Origin of the sequence: Streptomyces sp. NPDC059679 (assembly GCF_042734105.1) — a bacterium.
In the GTDB taxonomy this organism is placed as follows: Bacteria; Actinomycetota; Actinomycetes; order Streptomycetales; family Streptomycetaceae; genus Streptomyces.
This window is the reverse complement of sequence record NZ_JBHWES010000017.1, coordinates 1-21,542: the sequence shown is the minus strand read 5'-3', so window position 1 is coordinate 21,542 and position 21,542 is coordinate 1. Positions and strand designations below refer to the sequence as shown.

12 protein-coding genes and 3 pseudogenes are annotated in these 21,542 nt (G+C 70.6%); 11 read left to right on the top strand and 4 right to left on the bottom strand.

Features of this window, described 5'->3' with window-relative positions; genetic code table 11:
• Window positions 1-53: 53 nt before the first annotated feature.
• Window positions 54-2,024: a BTAD domain-containing putative transcriptional regulator gene (locus tag ACFV2X_RS19845; RefSeq protein ID WP_385617948.1), complete on the bottom strand. Its 1,971-nt coding sequence runs from the start codon at window positions 2,022-2,024 to the stop codon at window positions 54-56.
• A 649-nt stretch (window positions 2,025-2,673) separates the two neighbouring features.
• Between ACFV2X_RS19845 and ACFV2X_RS19840 the strand changes: the two genes are divergently transcribed.
• The 7 genes from ACFV2X_RS19840 (at window position 2,674) to yicI (ending at window position 11,533) form a co-directional block, all read left to right on the top strand.
• On the top strand, window positions 2,674-3,291 hold the full coding sequence (locus ACFV2X_RS19840) for a hypothetical protein (protein ID WP_385617945.1): 618 nt from the start codon (window positions 2,674-2,676) through the stop codon (window positions 3,289-3,291).
• 110 nt (window positions 3,292-3,401) lie between these two features.
• Complete coding sequence (locus ACFV2X_RS19835) at window positions 3,402-4,475, top strand: LacI family DNA-binding transcriptional regulator (protein WP_385617943.1); 1,074 nt, start codon at window positions 3,402-3,404, stop codon at window positions 4,473-4,475.
• A gap of 244 nt (window positions 4,476-4,719) precedes the next feature.
• Window positions 4,720-5,952, top strand: coding sequence for an extracellular solute-binding protein (locus ACFV2X_RS19830; RefSeq protein ID WP_385617940.1), 1,233 nt, complete (start codon window positions 4,720-4,722; stop codon window positions 5,950-5,952).
• Between the two features lie 9 nt (window positions 5,953-5,961).
• Window positions 5,962-6,915, top strand: a complete 954-nt coding sequence (locus ACFV2X_RS19825) for a carbohydrate ABC transporter permease (RefSeq protein ID WP_385617939.1) — start codon at window positions 5,962-5,964, stop codon at window positions 6,913-6,915.
• Window positions 6,916-6,920: 5 nt separating this feature from the next.
• Window positions 6,921-7,736: a carbohydrate ABC transporter permease gene (locus ACFV2X_RS19820; protein WP_385617937.1), complete on the top strand. Its 816-nt coding sequence runs from the start codon at window positions 6,921-6,923 to the stop codon at window positions 7,734-7,736.
• 40 nt (window positions 7,737-7,776) lie between these two features.
• On the top strand, window positions 7,777-9,195 hold the full coding sequence (locus ACFV2X_RS19815) for a GH1 family beta-glucosidase (protein WP_385617934.1): 1,419 nt from the start codon (window positions 7,777-7,779) through the stop codon (window positions 9,193-9,195).
• 1 nt (window position 9,196) lies between these two features.
• On the top strand, window positions 9,197-11,533 hold the full coding sequence (yicI, locus tag ACFV2X_RS19810; RefSeq protein ID WP_385617931.1) for an alpha-xylosidase: 2,337 nt from the start codon (window positions 9,197-9,199) through the stop codon (window positions 11,531-11,533).
• On the opposite strand, the gene ACFV2X_RS19805 is transcribed toward yicI, so the two are convergent.
• The 3 genes and pseudogenes from ACFV2X_RS19805 to ACFV2X_RS19795 all read right to left on the bottom strand — a co-directional run bounded on the left by ACFV2X_RS19805 (window position 11,530) and on the right by ACFV2X_RS19795 (window position 15,209).
• Window positions 11,530-12,879 carry a helix-turn-helix domain-containing protein gene (locus tag ACFV2X_RS19805; RefSeq protein ID WP_385617929.1) on the bottom strand — a complete coding sequence of 450 codons (1,350 nt, stop codon included), beginning with the start codon at window positions 12,877-12,879 and terminating at the stop codon, window positions 11,530-11,532. The two genes, yicI and ACFV2X_RS19805, sit on opposite strands and share 4 nt — an antisense overlap.
• Window positions 12,880-13,032: 153 nt before the next feature.
• Window positions 13,033-14,424, bottom strand: a pseudogene (locus ACFV2X_RS19800) (AAA family ATPase); the annotation flags it as partial.
• A gap of 254 nt (window positions 14,425-14,678) precedes the next feature.
• On the bottom strand, window positions 14,679-15,209 hold the full coding sequence (locus tag ACFV2X_RS19795) for a hypothetical protein (protein WP_385617926.1): 531 nt from the start codon (window positions 15,207-15,209) through the stop codon (window positions 14,679-14,681).
• A 104-nt stretch (window positions 15,210-15,313) separates the two neighbouring features.
• On the opposite strand from ACFV2X_RS19795, the gene ACFV2X_RS19790 reads away from it, so the two are divergent.
• The 4 genes and pseudogenes from ACFV2X_RS19790 to ACFV2X_RS19775 form a co-directional block, all read left to right on the top strand.
• Window positions 15,314-19,546 carry a lonely Cys domain-containing protein gene (locus ACFV2X_RS19790; protein ID WP_385617923.1) on the top strand — a complete coding sequence of 1,411 codons (4,233 nt, stop codon included), beginning with the start codon at window positions 15,314-15,316 and terminating at the stop codon, window positions 19,544-19,546.
• A gap of 38 nt (window positions 19,547-19,584) precedes the next feature.
• Window positions 19,585-20,268, top strand: a pseudogene (locus tag ACFV2X_RS19785) (type VII secretion system-associated protein); the annotation flags it as partial.
• 299 nt (window positions 20,269-20,567) lie between these two features.
• Complete coding sequence (locus tag ACFV2X_RS19780) at window positions 20,568-20,858, top strand: hypothetical protein (RefSeq protein ID WP_385617921.1); 291 nt, start codon at window positions 20,568-20,570, stop codon at window positions 20,856-20,858.
• A pseudogene (locus ACFV2X_RS19775) lies at window positions 20,855-21,542 on the top strand (hypothetical protein); the annotation flags it as partial. The gene ACFV2X_RS19780 and the pseudogene ACFV2X_RS19775, both read left to right, overlap by 4 nt.

Genomic DNA, 21,542 nt, shown 5'->3' with positions numbered 1-21,542 from the left:
CGGACACGGGTCCGGCGGCGGGGGTGGGGTTGGTGACGGGGTGAGGGAACGCGTCAGCGCCCGTGGTCCTGGGCCGGGCTGCGGCTCCGGTCGGGTTCCGCGACTTCGGCCATCGGGCCCGCCGCGCGCAGATGGCGGGCCACTCGCGCCGGGTCGGCACCGCCGCTGCGGGCCAGCTCACGGGCGAGCGCGGCGTGCAGCAGATGTCTGGAGGAGGGCGTGAGAGTGGACAGCACCACCTCCCGGGGCAGTTCGGGGAAGCGGTAGCGGCCCGTGGAGTGCTCATCGGGGCCGGCGTCCCAGATCAGGACGCGGGCGGTGACGGCGGCGTCGGCCAGCGGCAGCAGCCGGTCCCGCGACATGCCCTGCACATCGGCGAGCAGACCGATGTCCAGCGTTTCACCGTCGGCGGCGGCGTAGGTGAGCATGGTTTTGGCCGCGGCCGGCAGTTCCGCCAGCCGTGCCTGTACGACGCTGCGTACCGAGGCCGGCACCCGCGCCGAGGGCCCGGTGCGCCGGTCGGGCCGGAGCTTCAACAGCTCGCCGAGGGTGAAGGGATTGCCCTCGCTGCGCCGGTGCAACGCCGATGCCTCATCGGGCGAGGCGCTTTCCCCGTGGGCGGTGAGCAGTTCGGCCACGTCGGCCACCGACAGCGGCTCCAGATGCAGCCTGGTGGCGCCGTGCCGGGCCAGCTCCGCGAGCAGCCCGCTGGCCATGGGGACATCGGCGTTCCGCAGGGCGCAGACGACGGCGACGCGGGCGCCCCGCAGCACGATGGAGAGTCGGCGCAGCAGGGCGTGGAAGTCCGGTGTTGCCCAGTCCAGATCATCGATCACACACACGGTGGGCTGTCGGTTCAGCTCCCGCAGGAGCGCGGTGAGCTGCCCCCCGCCGGTACCGTCCTTGGTCGGTGTTCCGGCATCTTCCTGGCGCAGGCCGTCCAGGAGTTGGGTGGCGGGGCACACCACCGAGATCTCCTCGCTCTCGCTCAGCGTCTGTCCCCCGACGGCCCGGGTGACGGTGAACCCGGCGGCCTCCGCCTGGTCCGACATCTCGTCCAGCAGCCGGGTCTTTCCGGACCCCGGCTCACCGGAGAGTACGACCCACTGGGTGCGGCCCGCCGCCGCGGTCTGGAGGACGGCGGTCAGATGGGCGGTCTCCGCCGTCCGGCCCACCAGCGGTTCCGCGGTGACGCCGGGACCAGGGGACAGGGTGGTGGCGGAGCGGGAGTGACGGGGGCTACCGAGGACCGCGGTGTCATGCCGCAGGATGGCGGTGTGCAGGTCGTTCAGCCCGGGGCTGGGGTCCAGACCGAGGTTCTTGGCCAGCATGGTGCGGAACCGCCCGTACTGATGCAGCGCCTCGACCGACCGGCCCATCTTGTACAGCGAGCGCATCAGCAGCGCCCAGGATGCCTCGCGGAGCGGGGCCTTGACGACGAGATCTTCGGCGATGCCGACCGCCCGCTCCAGATCGCCCAGTTCGATGAGGATGGTGGCCTGCAGCTCTCTGGCATCGTGGTGGGCGGCGGCGAGCCGTGCCGCCTCACGCGCCGCGAAGGCATACTCGGCGGACTCACCGAGGGCATCGCCACGCCACAGTCCGAGCGCGGTTTCCAACTCCGTGTGAGCCGAGGCGAACTGATTGCTTCGCAGCAACTCGCGAGCCCTGGCCAGGGACCGCTCGAAGAGTACGGTGTCCTGGGCCTCACGGGGCACCTTCAGGGCGTAGCCGGCCGGTCCGTTCACCAGCACGGTGGACCGGCCCTGGCGCACCGGGTCGAGTACCGAGCGCAGCCTGCTGATGTGCGCGCGTACGGAGGAGGCCGCCGCCGCGGGCTGGTCTCCCTGCCACAGATCCCGGCACAGCTGTGGCAGCGAGATGGGCCGACCGTCCTCGATCAGCAAGCGCGTGAGCAGTACCCGGCGCTGCCGTGGGCCCAGATTCAGCAGCGTCTCACCGTGCAGGACCTCGACCGGACCGAGTATGGCGTATCGCCTGGTCTGTTCGTGACTTGAGTTCATGCTGTTCGCTCACCTCCTGGCACACCGCGAACGGCTGCCGAGGTACCCCCCGATGTACTGACGGGCGGCCGGAGTACGGCTCGCCCAGGTTGCGCGGCGGGGCCTGGATCGCTGTCACCGCCGATGGCGGGCAGTGAAGCGGGCACCGTCATGGAGACCAACTGCCTCTTCGCGAGGGAAGGGGCCCACTGTGGATCTTGGCGGAGAGACGTGCTTCATCAGGTGTTCCTTGTGGTGGCGGCTGTCAGGCCAGGTATGCGAGGGGCCCGGAGCAACCCCCGTTACTCCCGGCAACCCCCGTTACTACGGATCTCGGCGCAGCCTAAGGAGGGTGGCGCGGCGCACGCTTGAACCACAGCGTCAATGTTGTGGAATATGAGCGCCACCGGACAGTGTCGAAGCAATAAGTGCAGGTGAGAGGTCATACGGCAGCCCGATCGCGGATATGAGCCCGACCGGCTTCGTCCCGTCGGCCACCGCGGACAGCCGACGTTCCCACCCTGTTACTCTCGACCCCCGAGGTGCCCTGCCCGCTGCCACGGATTCGCTGCAGACTTTCGTATCCTCGCAGGTCAACCGCACCTTTTTGCTGTCGGGGCATCAGATCCCGAGATCCCGCAGTTCCGCCGAACCCCCAGGTCAAGGAAGCATGAGCGCAGTGAAAATGGTCAGGTCGAAGAAGACTGCTGTCAGCTGGATCGTCGGCATCTGTGTGATGGCCGCGGTGCCCGTCCTGGCGGGGTGTTCGGCGGACTCGCCGAAGACGACGGACACCAAGGGCTCGGCCTCGACCGCCGACGCCACTCCGTCCCGGAAGGGGCAGTCCGGTGCCGGCGATCAGTCCTCGGTGCGGGGGGCGGTGGCCACGTGGGTCACCGCGGTCGTCCAGGACCGTGCCAAGGAGGCATGCCTGGCCATGGCGAACCCGGGCATGGACGGGGCTCCCCCGACGCCCAACACCGCGGAGATGTGCTCGGGCAACGGGGAAGAGGCAAAGGAGATGAAGGAACAAGTCCACCGCGTGCACACCGCGTTCACCCCCGACCAGCCGAAGAATCCCCCGACGGTGAAGGTCGCCGAGGTCCCGGTCACGGACAAGAAGGCGACGGTCGACGGTGAGCAGATCACCGTGGACGGTCAGACGCTGAAGGCCATCGTCCTGTCGAACTCCACCGGAGTGGACGAGGACGAGGTCGCTGTCAGGATCGAGGCCGGCGTCAGGGAAGGCCGCTGGTATGTGACAGATCTGCGTCTCTCCGTGGTCTGACTTCGCAGTATCGGCAGCCGTCGCATATATGCAGGTGAGGCGTCGCATATATGATGGGGTTTGCCGCTCGGGCCTTTCGTCGTCGTGCCCGCATCACCGAGGGGTCGAGGTTGCCAACCATCAGGGATGTCGCCCAGCACGCAGGGGTCGCACCGAGCACCGTCTCCTACGTGTTCAACGGCTCCCGGCCCATTTCCGATGAGACGCGCCGACGTGTGCAGGAGGCCGTGGACGCGCTCGGGTATCACCCGCGGGCCAGCGCCCGGACCCTGCGCTCCAGTCGTACCCATGTGATCGCGCTCGCTCTGCCCCGCCCGGCCGGCCGGCGGAACGCTGTGGACGGCGCTTTCGCGATCGAGGTCAGCGACGCGGCCGTGAGACTCGGCTACGACCTGCTGCTCACCACGTCCCAGGACAAGGCCGAGGGGCTGCGCCGGGTGGCACTGAGCGGCCTTGCCGACGCGGCGGTGCTGATGGCCGTCGATATGGAGGACGCCCGGATCGACGTCGTGCGGGAGCTGGCCTTTCCCGCCGCGCTCATCGGGCGGCCGGCCGACGAGGACGCCCTGCCATGGACCGACCTGGACTGGGAGGAGGCCGCCGCCCTGGTGGTGTCCGAGCTGGCCGCCGCGGGACACCGCGAGATGGTGTACCTCGCGCCCACCAAGGCGGAAGTGGTGGCCAGGCGCAGTTACGCGCTCCGGGGTATCGCCGGAGCGGCCCGTGGCGCCCGGAGCACCGGTGCCGCCGTCACGGTGGCCCATGCGGTGAACGATCCGGCCGGGCTGGCCCGCCGGCTCCGGGTGCTGCTCGCGGAGCGCGCGGACGGCGGGGCGGGCGGACGGCCGACCGCGCTGATCGTGCAGCACCCCTCCGCGCATCACCACATCCTGACGTCCGTGACCGATACCGGGCTCCGTATACCCGAGGATCTGACCGTCGTGGTGATCGGCGCCCTGCCCGGAGACCCGGCCGGCCGTCGGCTGCCTCGCGTCGAACTGCCGGTGGAAACGCTGGCCGGCGAGGTGACCCGGCTCGCCGTGGCCGCGGCCATGGCGCTGCACGAGACCGCCGCAGGTGAGGCGGAGGCCGGTCCCCGGCTGCTCGCCGACGCCGTCGGTCATCTGCTGATCGCCCCGGCCCTGCTGCCGGGGGACGCGCCGCTCACCGCCCCGCGGGGCTGAACGCCGTAGGGCTTCCCCGCGCGCCTGCCCGGCGCAGCCGTGGCTGTTTTCCTCTCCTGAGACACTTGTCGCCATCGGATACCTGCCCTTAACATCACTCCAGTCCACTTCGTCGAATCGATTCGACGCGATGTTCCGGCGCACTGGCCACCGCGGAACACCGACCTCGTACGACCCCCGCCTCCTCGCAGAACCACAGCCGGAGCCGGAGCCAGAGCCGCTGCCCGAACCGAGAGACACCCACATGCCATTGCTTCGCCGCCGCCCGCCGGCGCCGGTCCTGCTCCTGACCCTCCTTGTGGCCTCGGCCGGCCTCACCGGATGCGCGCAGGAGGCCGACCCCGACACCATCACGGTGCTGAACTCCGCCACGGACCAGCATGAACACGACCAGCAGCAGAAGTTCTTCGACCGGTGTGCCAAGCCCCTCGGAGTGAAGGTCGAGCAGACCAGTGTTCCCGCCGCCCAAGTGGCGACCAAGGCGCTGCGGATGGCGTCGTCGCACTCGATGACCGACATCCTGGAGCTGGACGGATCGGAGCTGCCGCAGTTCGCGGACACCGGTGGCCTGGTCCCGCTGAAGACAGCGGGCGTGAGGGTGGACGGGCTCTCGCCAGGGGCGGTGAGCATGGGGAGTTTCAAGGGCACCGCGTACGGCATCGCCCGCTCGGTCAACACCCTGGCGCTGTTCTACAACACGGACGTGCTGAAGGAGGCGGGGGTGACACCGCCCACCACCTGGGACGAGCTGAAGGTGGCGGCCAAGAAGCTCACCCGGGGCAAGACGTTCGGGATGGCTTTCAGCGCGACCCCCGACGCCGACGGGGTGTACCAGTTCCTTCCCTTCTTCTGGTCCGCGGGCGGCGACGAGGCCCACATCGACAACGGCAAGGGCGAAAAAGCGGTCCAGCTGTGGAAGGACCTGGTCAAAGACCGGTCCGCGTCAAGCGCCGTGGTCACCTGGAACCAGCAGGACGTCAACGATCAGTTCATCGCGGGCCGGACGGCCATGATGGTCAACGGCCCTTGGCAGGTTCCCGTGCTCAGCGAGCACAAGTCCCTGCACTGGGCGGTCACCACCATCCCGGTGCCCGTGGCCGGTAAGGCTCCGGTGGCGCCGATGGGCGGAACCGTGATGACCCTGCCCCGTACCGGCGACACCGGGCGCCAGGCCACCGCCGCCAAGATCCTCAACTGCCTCAACGAGCGCAAGAACCAGGTGGGCTGGGGTGCGGGCGTGAACAACATCCCCACCAGGGCCGACGCCGCCGCCGAGTACAAGTCCGACAACCCGAAGCTCGCGGGCTTCGCCGACACCGTCGCCACCGCCCGTTCCCGTACCGCCAAGGTCGGCGCCCGGTGGCCGGCCGTCTCCAACGCCCTGGCGGGCGCCTTCCAGTCTGTACTGACCGGCAGCTCCTCGCCCGAAGCGGCGCTGAAGCGTGCCCAGTCGCAGGCCACGGCCGGCGGAGAGTGAGGAGCCTTCATGAGTACCACCACTGCCGTGCCCGCCAAGTCCGCGGCGGCGAGCCCCGCGGTCCCGAGTCGGCGAGCCTCCCGCGCCGCGCTGACACGCTGGCTCTTCGTGGCCCCCGCCGTGCTCTACATGCTGGCGTTCTTCGGGTATCCGCTCGTACGCAACGTCGTCATGAGCTTCCAGCACTACACACCGCGTACCTTCTTCACCGGCGAGGCACCGTTCAACGGCCTCGACAACTGGACCGCGGTGTTCGGCAATGAGCTGTTCACCAAGTCTCTGTGGCACACGGCCCTCTTCACGCTGGGCTCGCTGTTCGGCCAGTTCGTGCTGGGCCTGGCGCTGGCCGTGTTCTTCTCCCGCCGGTTCCGGCTGTCCGGCTTCGCCCGTGCGGTGCTGCTGCTTCCGTGGCTCATCCCGATGGTCGTCTCGTCGGTCGTCTGGCGGAAACTCCTCGACCAGGACACCGGGGTGCTCAACACCCTGCTGATGAACCTGCACCTCACCTCGGAGCCGGTGCCCTGGCTGAGCAGTCCGAGCGTCGCCCTGCTGTCGGCGGTCCTGGTCAACATCTGGGTCGGCATCCCGTTCAACATGGTGATCCTCTACGGCGGGCTGCAGGAGATCCCGCGTGAGATGTACGAGGCCGCCTCGCTGGACGGCGCCGGTCCCTGGCGTACGTTCCGCAGCATCACACTGCCGCAGTTGCGGCCGGTGATCACGGTGGTCCTGGTCCTCGGCTTCATGTCGACGATCAAGATCCTGGACCTGATCCTCGCGCTGACCGGCGGCGGGCCGGCCGACTCCACACAGACCCTGGGCACCGCCACCTACCAACTGTCATTTCAGCAGCTCGACTTCGGGCAGGGCGCGGTGGTCGGCAACGTCCTCATCCTCATCAGCGCGGTGTTCGCCGTGTTCTATCTCCGGGCCAACCGGTCCGACTTCGGTCAGGGGAAGTGATCGCCATGTCCGCCCGCACTGTGCGACGGTGGAGCAACACCGTCATCGCGCTGGTCGTTCTGGCCATTCTGCTCTTCCCCCTGTACTGGATGCTCAACATCGCCCTTCAGCCGGGCGAAAGTCTCGCCTCGACCAGCTGGTTCCCCACCTCGCCCGGCTGGTCGAACTTCGAGCGGGCGCTGGACAGCCAGGGCGGCTCGCTCGTGACCAGCCTGGTCGTCGCCCTCGGCGCGGTCGTCGTCTGTCTCGCGATGGCGGCGCCCGCCGCCTACGGCCTGGCCCAGCTCGGTGTGCGGGGCGGCCGGTCCATCGTGTTCGGCACCCTGATCACCCAGATGGTGCCCGGTATTGTGATCGCCAACGCGCTCTACAGCGCCTATGTCGACCTGCACCTGGTCAACTCGCTCCCCGGGCTGATCCTGGCCGACGCCTCGCTCGGACTGCCGTTCTCCATCGTGCTGCTGAGGGCGTTCATGGTGTCGATCCCGAAGGAGATCGTGGAAGCGGCGATGGTCGACGGGGCGAACCGATTCACCGCCTTCGTCCGCATCGTGCTCCCGATCAGCCGTAACTCGCTCATCACGGCCGGGCTCTTCACCTTCCTCTTCGCCTGGTCCGACTTCATGTTCGCGCTGACGCTCAACACGACGGACGACGTCAAGCCGATCACCCTCAGCATGTACGAGTACATCGGCGCCCACGTCAGCGACTGGGGCGCGGTCATGGCCACGGCCGTCGTCTCCGCCGTCCCGGCGGCGATCCTGCTGATACTCGCCCAGAAGTACGTCGCCGCGGGCATCACCGGCGGCTCGGTCAAGTAGTACGCACACCTCTCAAGACCCGGAAGGTCCGCAATACAGCATGAGCAGCACCTCACCTCAGGCACCGGACACCGCGCGGTTTCCCGTCCTCCCACCCGGCTTCGTCTTCGGGACCGCGACCGCGAGCTACCAGATCGAGGGCGCGCACGACGAGGACGGCCGCGGACCGTCCATCTGGGACACCTTCAGCCACACTCCCGGCCGCACCCAGGGTGGTGCCACCGGTGACACCGCATGCGACCACTACCACCGCTACCGGGAGGACGTCGAACTGCTGCGCCGGCTCGGTGTCGACTCCTACCGCTTCTCCGTGGCCTGGCCGCGGATCCAGCCGCGGGGCACCGGCCCGGCCAATGCGAAGGGGCTGGACTTCTACGACCGGCTCACCGACGCGCTCCTCGAGGCCGGTGTCTCCCCGGCCGTCACGCTCTACCACTGGGACCTGCCGCAGGCGCTGGAGGACCGGGGCGGCTGGCGGGTCCGGGAGACCGCCGAAGCCTTCGCCGAGTACACCCGGCTGGTGGTGGAGCGACTGGGCGACCGGGTGGGCCGGTGGATCACCCTCAACGAGCCCTTCTGCTCCGCCTTCGTGGGATACGCGGAAGGACGCCATGCTCCCGGCGCCCGCGAAGGCACCGGAGCCCTGGCCGCCGCGCATCACCTGCTGCTCGCTCATGGGAACGCGGTGCGGGTGCTGCGCGAGGCCGGCGCCTCCCAGGTCGGCATCACACTGAATCTCGACCGTATTCACGCGGCCAGTTCCTCCCCGGCCGACCTGGCCGCGCTGCGCCGCGCCGAGACGCTGCACAACGAGGTCTGGACGGAGCCCCTGTTCAACGGCCGGTATCCCACCGATGAGTCGGAAACCTGGGGCGAGCTGGCCGACGGCTCGTACCGGCGCGACGGTGACCTGGACACCATCGGCACACCACTGGATTTCGTGGGGCTGAACTTCTACCGCCCGCTGACCGTCTCCGACGCACCGTACGCGGAGGCCCACGCGTCCCGGCGTACCGCGATGGACATCCGGGTCGCCGAGAGCGACCCGTACGGCACCCGGCACACCACCATGGGCTGGCCGGTCGTCCCCGCGGCCTTCACCGAGTTGCTGGTGGACCTGGCCGCGCGGTACCCGAACCTGCCGCCCGTCTACATCACGGAAAACGGTTCCGCCGAGGCTGACACCGTCTCGCCGGACGGAGCCGTGCGGGACACCGACCGGGTGGCGTATCTGCGCGACCATGTGGCGGCCGTCTCCGCCGCCATCGACGCGGGGGTGGATGTCCGCGGCTACTACTGCTGGTCGCTCCTGGACAACTTCGAGTGGGCCCGGGGCTACGGTCAGCGCTTCGGGATCGTACGGGTCGACTACGAGACCCAGGAACGCACACCGAAGGACAGCTACCACTGGTTCCGCGAGCTGATCACCGTCAACCGCGCGTCCACGCAGGAGCACTGAGATGAAGTTCACCGACGGCTATTGGCAGCTGCGGCCGGGCGTGACGGCCCGCTATGCCACCTCCGTCGCCGACGTGGACGTCGCCGACGACCGTTTCACCCTCTACGCGCCGGTCACCCGCATCCGGCACCGCGGCGATACGCTCAACGGCCCGCTGGTGACCGTGGAGGCGTGGTCACCAGCCGAGGGTGTCATCGGCGTACGGCTGTGGCACCACGGTGGCAGGCGCCCCCGAACCCCGGCGTTCACCCTTAACCCCGAACCGGACGGTGGGCATGCGAAGACCGTCCGCGAAGGCTCGACGGTCGAGCTCGTTTCGGGCGCGCTGTCCCTCAAAGCCGACACCGAGGGCTCCTGCAACCTCAGTTTCGTCTCCGACGGCAAGGTCATCACCTCGCTCGGCCCCCGCGACATGGGCTTTGTCACCGACGCCGACGACCGCCACCACATGCTGGCGAAGATGTCGCTCGGCGTCGGCGAGACCGTGTATGGCCTCGGCGAGCGCTTCACCCCGTTCACCAGGAACGGCCAGAGCGTCGACATCTGGCAGGCCGACGGTGGCACCAGCAGTGAACAGGCCTACAAGAACGTGCCGTTCCACCTGAGCAACCGTGGTTACGGTGTTTTCGTCAACCACCCGGGCAACGTTTCCTACGAGATCGGCTCCGAGAACGTCGGCCGGGTCCAGTTCAGCGTGGAGGACCAGTCCCTCGAGTTCTTCGTCATCGCCGGACCCGCCCCGAAGGACGTGCTACGCCGCTACACGGGTCTCACCGGCCGGCCCGCGCTGCCACCGGACTGGTCGTTCGGGCTGTGGCTGTCGACCTCCTTCACCACCTCCTACGACGAGGAGACGGTGACCCGGTTCGTGGCGGGCATGGCTGAGCGGGACATCCCGCTCAGCGTCTTCCACTTCGACTGCTTCTGGATGCGGGAGTACCAGTGGTCCGACTTCGTCTGGGACCCAGAGGTCTTCCCGGACCCCGAAGGGATGCTGTCCCGGTTGAAGGAGCGGGGGCTGCGCGTCTGCGTCTGGATCAATCCGTACATCGCGCAGAAGTCCCACCTGTTCGCCGAGGGCATGGCAGCCGGCTATCTGCTGAAGCGGGCGGACGGTGACGTCTGGCAGTGGGACAAGTGGCAGGCCGGGATGGGCATGGTGGACTTCACCAATCCCGCCGCCCGCGAGTGGTACGCAGCCAAGCTGCGAGACCTCCTCGGCCAGGGAGTGGACGCCTTCAAGACCGATTTCGGCGAGCGGGTGCCGACCGAAGACGTCGTCTGGTTCGACGGCTCGGACCCGGAGCGGATGCACAACTACTACACCCAGCTCTACAACGAGACGGTCTTCGACCTACTGGTCGAAGAGCGCGGCGAGGGCGAGGCGGTGCTCTTCGCCCGTTCCGCCACCGCCGGCGGCCAGCGCATGCCCGTCCACTGGGGTGGCGACTGCGAGTCGACGTTCGAGGCGATGGCCGAGTCGCTGCGCGGCGGCCTGTCCCTCGGCCTGTCCGGCTTCGGTTTCTGGAGCCACGACATCGGCGGATTCGAGGGCACCCCGCCGCCGGCCGTCTTCAAGCGCTGGGTGCAGTTCGGTCTGCTCTCCTCGCACAGCCGGCTGCACGGCAGCAAGTCCTACCGGGTGCCGTGGGACTACGGCGAGGAGGCGGTGGAGGTCACCCGTGACTTCACCCGGCTGAAGCACCGGCTGATGCCGTATCTCTTCCACGCGGCGGTCGAGGCCAAGGAGTCCGGCACACCGGTGATGCGGGCGATGCTGCTGGAATTCCCCGAGGACCCGGGCACCCACGCGCTCGACCGGCAGTACATGCTCGGCGCCGATCTGCTGGTGGCCCCCGTCTTCAGCGAAGACGGCACGGTCGAGTACTACGTACCGGAGGGCATCTGGACCAATGTGCTCACCGGCGAGCGGGTCAGCGGTCCGGGCTGGAGGCGCGAGCGGCATGGCTTCCATACGCTGCCGCTGCTGGCCCGGCCGGGCTCGGTGGTCCCCTTCGGCGCGGTGGACGACGGCCCGCGATCCGACTGGGCGGACGGCGTGACGCTTCATGTGTACCCGGGCGGGGCCGACGGCTCCGTGACCGTCACCACCATCCCCGCACGGTCGGGCTCTGCGGCCGCCGCGGTCTTCACCGTCCGGCGCTCGGGCGGCGAGACAGTCATCGAGACCGAGAGTGAACTGCCCTGGAACGTCGTGGTCGTGGGGGAGACCCCGGCCGATGACGCTGGGGCGCACCCGGCCGGCGCCCTGTACCAGGCCCCGCCCGGCACCCACCGGATGACCGTTCCGGCCGCGCCCTTTGACGACAGGTCCTAGCCTCCTCGTTTGACCCACTCGCTGCTGCCCGGCTGGTAGTTGTAGCCGGGCCGGCGGGCGCTGGTGCGGAACGGGGTGCCGTTGTTGTCGATGTGCACGGTGCCGTGGCGGTCGCCGCTGGACCAGTCCAGGGAGAGGTCCCAGCGGACATCGTGCGCGTTGGTGCGGGCGGTGACGTAGAAGACCTCCGGGTCGGATTCGCTGACCTTGTGAGGGAAGTCGCGCTGGCCGTTCTTGAGGGTGACCTGGGGGCTGCCGTCGTCGAGGGCGATGTCGAAGGACTCGCTCTTGACGGCGGCGCCGCCACCGCCGCAGACGACGCCCATCGAGTAGTCGTTCCAGGCGAGCGGGGCGTCCTTCGTGACGATACGTACATGCAGCGCCTCCAGGACGACCGTGTCCTTCCCGGTGCCCTGTACGGAGAGGGCGACGCGCTGATCCCCCGAGGGGACCGCGCCGTACGCGGCGGCCCAGCGGGGCGCGTCCTGCTCGGTGACGGGCGGGCCGACCCGTGCGGGCTCGCTGTCGACGAGGAAGTGCTGGTTGCACGGGTTCTTGTAGACGTAGGGCCGGGTGGTGACCTTGACCGGTGCCGCCTCGGCTTGCTCGGTGGTGACTCCGCTGTTGTGGGCGTCGGACGCCGACGCCGAGGGTTTGCCCTTCTTCTCGGGCTGGGACGGGGAAGCGGAGTCGGAGGCGGCCGGGATTGTGTCGGCCGGGGTTCCGTCGTCCTCCGGGCCGGCCAGGGTGCCCACGGTGGTGTCCCCGGCCCTCTGGTAGCCGTCGTCGTCGCCTCTGAAGGACGGCAGAATCGAGGCGAGCGCGACGGCTCCCAGAGCGGCGGCCGCGGCGACGGGGGCGATGAGCGCGGTGCGGCGTCGGCGGGGGTGTGCGGGGGAGGACGGGGCGACGCTGCCGACGTCTGGTTCATCGCTTTCACCTGGTTTGCGGAGTCCGCTGCCAGTGGATGCCGACGCCGTTCGCTCCGGTCCAGCCCCGCCCGGCGCCGTTCCCTCCGGCCTCGTTCCCTCCGGCTCTGTTCCGTTCGGACCCGGCCTCCTGCGTGCTCGCGCCGCATCGGCCAGAATCCACCTCCGATGCAGCTCGACCTGCTCCTCGCGGGTCGCCCGGCACACCCGGGCGAGCCGTTCGACCGGCGCGTAGTCGGTCGGCACCGCGCTGCCGTTGCAGTAACGGTGCAGCGTCGAGGTGCTCATGCCCAGCCGCTTGGCAAGCGCCCCGTAGCTCAGCCCCGAGCGTTCCTTGAGCCCCTGCAGCAGCTCCGCGAGCGCTTCCGCGTCCTCGGTGGGCCCGGTCGCTCCGGTGGACCCTATCGACCCTGACACCGTTCCTCCAATGTCCCGCGTGGCCCGCCGCAGCCCATTCCCGCATTCCAGGCTCCCTGGATCGCTCCTGGTCAAGGCTCATTTTCCGTCCCAGCGTATCTAATTGACGGTTCTTCCTCACGGCTGGGATGGCCGGCTGCGCCACCGGCGGGGTCAGCCCGCCGGTTGCCGCGTGTCCGTCGGGAGGTCGTCCGGCAGCAGCAACCGTAGGTCGTCCAGGCCCGGTGCGGTCATCGGGCCGATCCGCCGGGCCTGCCGATCATCGCCTCCAGGATCTGGCGGGCCGTACGGGCGTTGCCGAACGAGCGGTCGCGCGGCAGTCCGGCCACGTACTGGAGCAGCGCTTCGACCGTCTCGGGTGCGCAGTCGTAGCCGGAGGCCGTGGCGTGGCGGCCCATGATCTCGACCAGTTCGTCCGTGGAGTAGTGCTCGAAGTCCACCGAGCGGGAGAAACGCGAGGCCAGGCCCGGGTTGGAGGCGAGGAAGCGGGCCATCTCCTCGGTGTAGCCCGCGACGATGACGACGACCTCGTCGCGGTGGTCCTCCATGAGCTTCAGCAGCAGTGTCGACGGCCTCTCGGCCGAAGTCGGAGCCGACGCCCTCGGGGGTGAGGGTGTACGCCTTGTCGATGAACAGCACGCCGCCCAGGGCGCGTTCGAAGACCTCCTTGGTGAGCTGCGCGGTGTGGCCCACATAGCGGCCGACCAGGTCGGCGCGGGCCACCTCCACCAACTGGCCGGTGGCCAGCACGCCCAGGGAGAGCAACAGGTCGGCGTAGAGCCGGGCCACGGTGGTCTTGCCGGTGCCGGGCGGACCCGAGAAGACCAGGTGGTGGCTGATTTTCGGAGTGGGAAGGCCGGCGGCCTGCCGCTGCCTGGTGGCCGACAGCAGCTTGACCAGGTCGGTGACCTCGCGCTTGACGGCCTCCAGGCCAATCATCGCGTCGAGGTCGGCGAGCAGTTCCTCGGAGCTGCGGCCGCCGCCCGCGCCCGCCGCGGCCGCCGACTCGTCCGCGATGTCCTCGGGCAGCAGCAGGGAGAGGTCGGCCTCGGCGGGGTTGGCCATGGAGCCGAGCCGGAACGCCTGCCGGTCGATCATCTCCTCGAAGACCTGGCGGGCCGCGCGGCCGTTGCCGAACGTGGCGTCGCGGGGTATCCGCTCGTAGTGCCGGGCGAGAGCGTCCTGGGTGCTCGGGGCCAGCTCGTAGCGGTGCGCCGCGCACATGCTCTCGGTGATGGTCACCAGCTCCTCCACCGAGTAGTTGGCGAACTCGAGGGTCCGGGTGAAGCGGGAGGCCATACCCGGGTTGGAGGCGAGGAACGAGCCCATCTCGTCGGTGTATCCGGCGGCGATGACGACGACCTCGTCGCGGTGGTCCTCCATGAGCTTCAGCAGCGTGTCGATGGCCTCCTTGCCGAAGTCGGCGCCGGAGCCCTTGCCGTCGGACAGCAGCGTGTACGCCTCGTCGATGAACAGCACGCCGTCGACGGCCTCGTTGAACGCCTCGGTGGTCTTGATGGCCGTACCGCCGATGACCTGGGCGACCTGGACGAGAGCCAGCACGGGACTCATGGGGCCGAGTTCGGCTTCGAGGCGATGGCGTCGCTGCGGGACACTGCCGTCGACAACATCGGGGTCCCCAACCACGCCCTCACCGGACAGCTCGGCTACCAGGCGGGCTGGCAGACGCGCGACGACTCCGGCTACGGCGCGACCGCCACGTTCGACCAGATGGCGATCAGCACCAAGCCGGGCAACCTGGTCTCCTACGACTGCTCCCTCACCATGAGCACCGGCGGCTACTGGCGGCCCCGGAGCCTGCTGCGCGGCCTGGTCACCTTCGGCATCCTCGGCACCTCCTTCTTCGCCCGCGGCCCCAAGGGCCGGGGCGACATCATCGGCGGAAACGTCGAGGTCCCGGCCGTCCAGGGCAAGGTGCTGCTGAGCGTCCCGTCCGAGCACTCCCCGAAGACCGACCCGCACGCGGAGGGTGCCGAAAACCCGTATCTGGACCCGAACCCGGTCACCCGCACCGCGATGACCCGCGACGAGGCCAGGAAGCTGATCAACGCCTCGGCCGAGGACAACGGGAAACCCGGGCCGCTCGACGGGCTGCCCCACCAGACCCTCTCGGTGGTGGCCGACAACAACTCCCCGGGGATCGTGGACCGGGTCCTGGCCAAGGCGTCCCACAACAGGTGGCAGCTGACCCGGGTCGGCGCCCCCGCGCACGACGCCGCCGTACGCCCGGAGCAGCCGCAGTTCCTGACGGCCAACGTCGACCAGAACGCGAGCGCGACCGGATCGCGCACCACAGGCCTGTTCGGCAAGGGGCCGTACCTCGACTGGATGGCCTGCCCAGGACGCGTTCCGCGAGGCGGTACGGGACGTCGCCGAGCACCTGCTCGACCACGGGCCGGACGCCCGGTCGGCCGTGGAACTGGCCGACACGCTGCGGCGGGAGCTGGGTCTGCGGCCCCGGTGGACCGAGGCCACCCCGCCCGCCCCGCTTCCCCGGCCGGTGACCTCGGCGGCCGCGGCATCGTTGGACGGGCACGCGTGGGACGCCGACCTGCTGAATTTCGAGGGGTCGGCGGAGTCGGACTCGGACGACGACATGCCGGACGCCCCGGGCGAGTCGGAGGCCGAGTCCTCCGAGTCGGAGGACAGCCTCTTCTCGGACGACACCGCCTCGTCCGCACCCGACGACAGCGACAGCGACAGCGACTCCGACTCCGATTCCGACCGCTCCGCGTCGGTCTCGAAGCCCGCTTCCCGTACCGCGCTGCCGCCGACGGCCGGGGTGTCGTTCGTACGGGGATCGACCGCGCTGTCCGACGCGGACCGGGCGAGCGTGCGGCGGCTGGCCCGTCGCCTCGCCCTGGCCGGGTTGCGGAACCACCGGGCCGGGGCGCCCCTGCCGGACATTCTCATCACCGGCTTCGGCAACGACGTACGGTCCGACGCCGAGCTGCCGGCCCGGCAGGAGTTGGCCCGGGAGCGCGGTGCGCGGCGCGCCCAGGCCGTGTACGCGCTCCTGCTCCGGGAGCTGGGCGTCGCGCTGGCCACCCTCCAGCGGGACGTGCCGTCCGATCAGCCGCGCCTGGGCCCGCACGACTTCGACATGCGGCAGTACGGCCTCCCCGAAGTCCCCGCCAACAAGAGGGTCGCTCAGTTCCCCCGGCCCACCCTGATCCGGATCACCACCGAGCCCCGCGCGAACGCGGCGGAGACCCTGGACCGGCTGCGCCGCCAGGAAAAGGGCCTGCGCCACGGGCCGATGGACGTGCCCGCACTCGTCCGGAGCCTCCTCCACCTGCCCACGGGCACGGTCGTCGACCAGGGCGTCCGGGACCAGCTGTTCGACCTGGTGCTGGAGGCGGGCAAGACGGGCCGGGCGACCAGCCTGGCGGCACTGGGCGCGTTCCACGCCCAGCAGCAGGGCGTACTGGGGGATCGCTACCGGTTCACCGACGTTCAGAGCCCGGGGGAGCCCGCGGGCTTGAACTGGACGGGCTCGGGCGCGGGGGAGCTGGACACCTCCATCGTCGATCGGGCCGATAAGGACAAGCAGGGCAGGACCACCGGCCTGTGGCGGGAAGACCAGCCGTGGGCCTGGGACGAGCCCGCCTTCGTCGTGGCCGCCGCGGGGGACCAGTACAAGATCGTGGTGCCGTGGCCGGACGGCACCACCCGGGAGCTGGGCATCGACGAGTTCGCCGAGCTGATGGTGCACGACCCGGGGCTGTCGAGGCTGCCGATGGACGTGCCGATCGTGCTGGCCGTTCCGTATGCGGGCCGTGGCCTCCTGTTCCTGGCGCGCCGGCTCGCGTTCCGCACCGGCCGCCTGGTCTACGCGCACAGCGGTGATGTGGAGCTCACCGTCCAGCCGGGGAAGCCGACGAAGGTCCGGGTGGTCCGCCATGAGGGGGAACCCGGGGGCGACTGGGTGCCCAATGTCCCCGACCTGGACCCCGGTTCCCTCGATGACGTGCCCGACTGGCACCACGACGTGGAGACCCGGGCCATCGTCAGCAAGCTGAACAGGAAGCAGATCGGACGCTCCGCGTTCGAACCCGCCGACCTGGCCGACCGCCGTGAGTCCTTGCTCCGCCGCATCGACCAGATGACGTCCTTCGCCCACTACAACCCCGCCACCCGCGACTTCTCCAGCCTCTTCACCCCGGCGGACCCGGCCGAGGCCGCCCCTGCGGTCTACCAGAGCGCCCATGGATATCCGGGGGGCATCGTGCTCCCGATGCGGGACGGCAGCAAGCGCGGGCTGGACGGTCCCGAGACGGAACAGTGGGCCCGCGCGCGGTGCAACAGCATGTCCGTCCACCCCCGGGAGTACTGGGTCGACCTGGAGATCTGCTGGGCGGGCTCGCCCAAGGACACCCGGCTGCCCTACCACGGCAACGCCGGTCAGGGTTTCCCCGGGCCGTTCGTCGCCGACCCGCTGGAGGACGTGGCCGTCGGCCAGCTCTACTCCAACGGGATGCGACGCAAAACGCGCTGCACCATCCGGACAGCGGCGATGGCGGATCGGCAGGAGCCGACGAACCGCGTCTACTTCCGCGTGATGTACACCGACCCCCAGGCGCGGCGGTCCGCGCGTGCGAAGTACTTCCCCGAGCCCAGGTCCGCCGAGCTGAACCGCCGGGCGCGGGCGATCGGTTTCAGCGGCCCGGACGGAAGGGTGTCCGGACCGCAGCGGCACCGGACGCGGCGGCTGGTGCGGGCGCTGAGGCTGGCGCTGGGCAAGGAGGTGGACGACGCCGTACGCATCGAGAAGAACCCCGAGTACGCCAGGCTGCTGCGCGGGGCGGCCGCGCTGGACCAGATGTGGCACGCGGACAGCAGGTTCGGCGCGTCGGGCCCGTTCACGATGGAGCTCTTCCACCGGATCGTCGCGGCGAAGCTCCCCGCGGGCCGGACGGAGCCGCGCCGGGCGGACTACCGCGCGGTGCTCCTGGAAGCGGCGAACGCGGCCGACGGCGCGCGACTGAGCGATTTCGTGACGCTGCCCCCCGCCGTGGACGCGGCGAGCGCCTGGAAGGACGGTCCTTCGAGGGTGGCCTGGGACGGCGTCGTCGCGCTGATGCTGAAGGTCACTGCCTCCGATGTGGAGGACAGCCACCGCTCCCGGGCGTTCTGGGCCCGCGTCAAGGCCCATGAGCTGCTCCACCGGCCAGGTCTGGACGTCGACGGGCTCGCCCGGAAGGCCCTCCACCTGAAGGCGACCGACCCGGTGGACGACGCGCGCCGGGAGGAGCTGTGGACGCTGGTCGGCAAGGCGTACGCGCGCGGCCGCGACGCCGCCGATCCCCATGTGCTTGCCGCGTTCCACCTGGAGATGGCCAAGCCCTTCGCGCGGGCCGACCGGCTGAAGAACCCGCTGCTGAACGGGGCGAACGTCGGGAACGACTGGTCCACCGGGACGAAGATCAACAGCCTGGACACCTCCAGGATCCAGACGCCCGACGGCCTCGTCGACGCCTCGTGGACCGGTCAGGACTCCTACGGCGACGACCGGGCGGTGCCCTTCGTGGTGCGGGCGTCCTACGACCCGTCGGACCCGGATGCCCTACGCCTGCGCTTCCGCGACAAGCCACGGGTCTTCCGGGTGCCGTTCGCGGAGTTCGTGGAACTGATGGCCTATCACCCCTCCCTCGTGGACCGGGAGCTCAGCGGCGTCCTGGTGCTGGACATCCCCGGCTTCTACGACACCCGCCTGGCGGACATGCTGACCGATCGGCTGGGCCGCCCCACGACGTTCACCCGCGGCAGGACGGGGATCGCCCACCCGAGCGGGGCGCAGCACCCGGTGCTGTCCCTGTCCCCCTCGCCGCAGGAGGCGAAGCCGACGGCGAAGAGCTGGGTCGTCATGGAACCGGCCGACCCCACCACCCCCACGGACGCCCCGCTCCCGGTCCCGCCCGTGCCCAGCGGCGCGCCCGTGAACCCCGGCAGCACCCCGGCCCGCCCGTCCCCGGAGGTCTACGACGCCCCGGCCGTCCTCGCGGAACAGGGCATCGACGACTGGCGGGCGCTGCGCCCCGAGGAGTTCGGCGACCGGCTCGCCGAAGGGTTCGCCGAGCAGGACGCGCGGGCCCAGGTATGGCTGGACGCGGGCGAGGTCACGGCCGACACCCGGCGCACGCTGAACGCCGTACGCCAGGCGCTGCGGAACGGCGCCACTCCCGACGAGGCCCTGAACACCCAGGGGGGGCACGCTCCCCGCCGATCTCCGGCTCGCCCTGGACGCGGCGGCCCGCGCCACCGACCGGGCGCGGCGCCCCGTCGAACTCGTCCTGCGCACCATCGGCGGCCCGGTCCACCTGCTCCTCACCCCCGACCCGCCGCACGGCTCGGCCTCCGAGACGCCGGTGCCGTCGGCCGAGGTGACCGAGGGGGTGCCGTAGACCGTGGTGAAGCCCCCGCGGAACAAGCCGACGCCGGACCGTACGGCCGGCACCAGCCTGGTCACCCTCGCCGTGGCCTGCCCGGTGCTGACCCGTCGCCGGCTGGAAGGCGGGCGGAATGTCAAGATCCACGTGACGCGCCTCGGGGGGACGGAGCGGGCACACCGGGCAACCCCGCAGGGGTGCGCCCACATCATCGACCACGCCGAGCATTGCCAGCAGTGAGCCAGTCGGCCCAGTAAGCGAGGACAGCATGAGCGACAAGGGCGCTTCCGCCGCGATCACCCCATTCGAATCGGCCGAACCGACGGCCGGTTTCGCGGAGTTCGAGGCGGCAGCCGATGCCCCGGCACCCGGGACGTCTCCCGACGGCACGGCGCCCGGGGCGTCCGGCGACACCGAAGTTCCGGAGCCGCCGGAGGAGTTCGTCAAGGCCGCCAAACTGGCGCCGAACCACTGGCTGTACCTGACCGACCCCGCGTGGCAGGGCGAAGGCCCGCCGCCGGACTGGGCCGTGGTGGGCCAGTGGCGCTCCGACGACGACGGCGAGATCGTGGAGTGGCAGGACAACGAGAGCTACCAGCCCTCCCCGGAAGCGCTCGGCTGGCCCGAGCCCGAGGACGACGTGGACGCCGCCATCCAACTCGCCACCACCGGCTACGGTCCGGCGGAGGACGTCACCGCCGCGCTGGCCAAGGCGGAGGTCGCGGTGCTGGTCACGGCGGACGGCGAACCGGTGAGCGCGTCGGCGCCGGACGGCACGGCGGTGGTCCCCATCTACACCTCGCCCCGCTATCTGCACGCGGCCGGACGTCTGGGGTTCGAGCGGGTGCGGGTGCCCGCGTTCCTGGAGCGGCTTCCGGAGGGGCACAGCCTGTGCATCAACAGCTCCGCCCCGGTCAGCATGGTGATGACCACGGACGGCCTGGCGGACATCATGGCCGCCGCGGCCGATGCGCCCGCGGAGGAGGCCGGGGCGGAGGAGGCCCAGGTCGAGTGGCCGACGACAGTGGCCCGCGAGGGCACCGCACCGGGGGGCGGTACGGCGGCGCCCCGCAGCAAGCGCGTCACCGACGTACAGCTGCCGGACTCCGGCGAGAGCGAGAGCCGTTGACCGAGGCGGACGACACCGCCAAGCGCCGCCGGAAGGCTTCGCCGGCCAGTCCTGTGGTGGGCCGGTCGGTCACCTTGGCCGAGTCGGTGGGCGAGTCGTCAGGGCCGCTCGCCCAGCAAGAGAACAGTGCGACAGCAAGCGAGAACACGATGAGTGAGTCCAACGGCGAGGCCACCACCCCGGCCACCACTGCCGCCACGGTTGACCCCGCGCCGCCCGAGTTCGCGGTGGTCGGCCAGTGGCGCTCCGACGACATCCCGATCCACACCTCGCCGCGCCACCTCCACCGGACCGGCCCGCTGGGGTTCGAGCAGACGGACGGGGGCGAACGGGCCGAAGCGGTTCAGGCCGAAGCCACATCGGCCGGTGCCCGAGAAGCCGGTGCCCGCGAAGAACGAGAAGAACGAGAAGAACAAGAAGAACGAGGAGGACAGGCGTGAGCCGTTCCGGGGGCGCCAGAGCGCGCTGGTTCAGCGGGCGGGGCGCCCGAGCCCGTACCGGGCCCGCCACCGACCCCGCGCCGTCCGCGCCCGTCACCACGCTGGACACGCTGGAGCGTCCCGAGGGCCGCGGGCGGGGCGGGGCGCTGCTCGTCGAGGAGCACGGCGGTGTCATGCTGCTCCGCTCTCCCGCGGACGACACCCTGTCCGCCTCCGACGTCGCCGACCTGGTCCGGGCCCTCTCCGCCGACCCGGAGCACACCGTGACGGTGGTCGCCGGGGCCGACACGTCGTCAGCCGGTGAGCTGTGGCCGCGGCTCGGCGGAGTGCTCGACTCGCTCCGCTCGGACGGCGTCGGAGTGGTCCGGCTCGTCCTGTCGGCCGCGGGCGACGACCGGCCGGACGAGCCCGCCGTGGCCCGCCGGATCGCCGACACCTGGGAGATCGAGGTGATCGCCCCCGACGGCGTCGCCCTCGTGGTGCCCGGCGGCGGTCTGTTCGTACCGGAGCGGCGCCCGGGCCGGGGCGGTGAGCGCGGTGGCTCGGGCCGGGTCGGCGAGCGGGGCGGTGGCGAGCGTGGCGGATGGTGGCGCTTCGCGCCGGGGGCGGAACCGGTGCGGATCGGCTCGCGCCAGCCCGCCCCCGCGTGGCAGCCCGCGGTCGAGCACCTGCCGGCCGGCACCG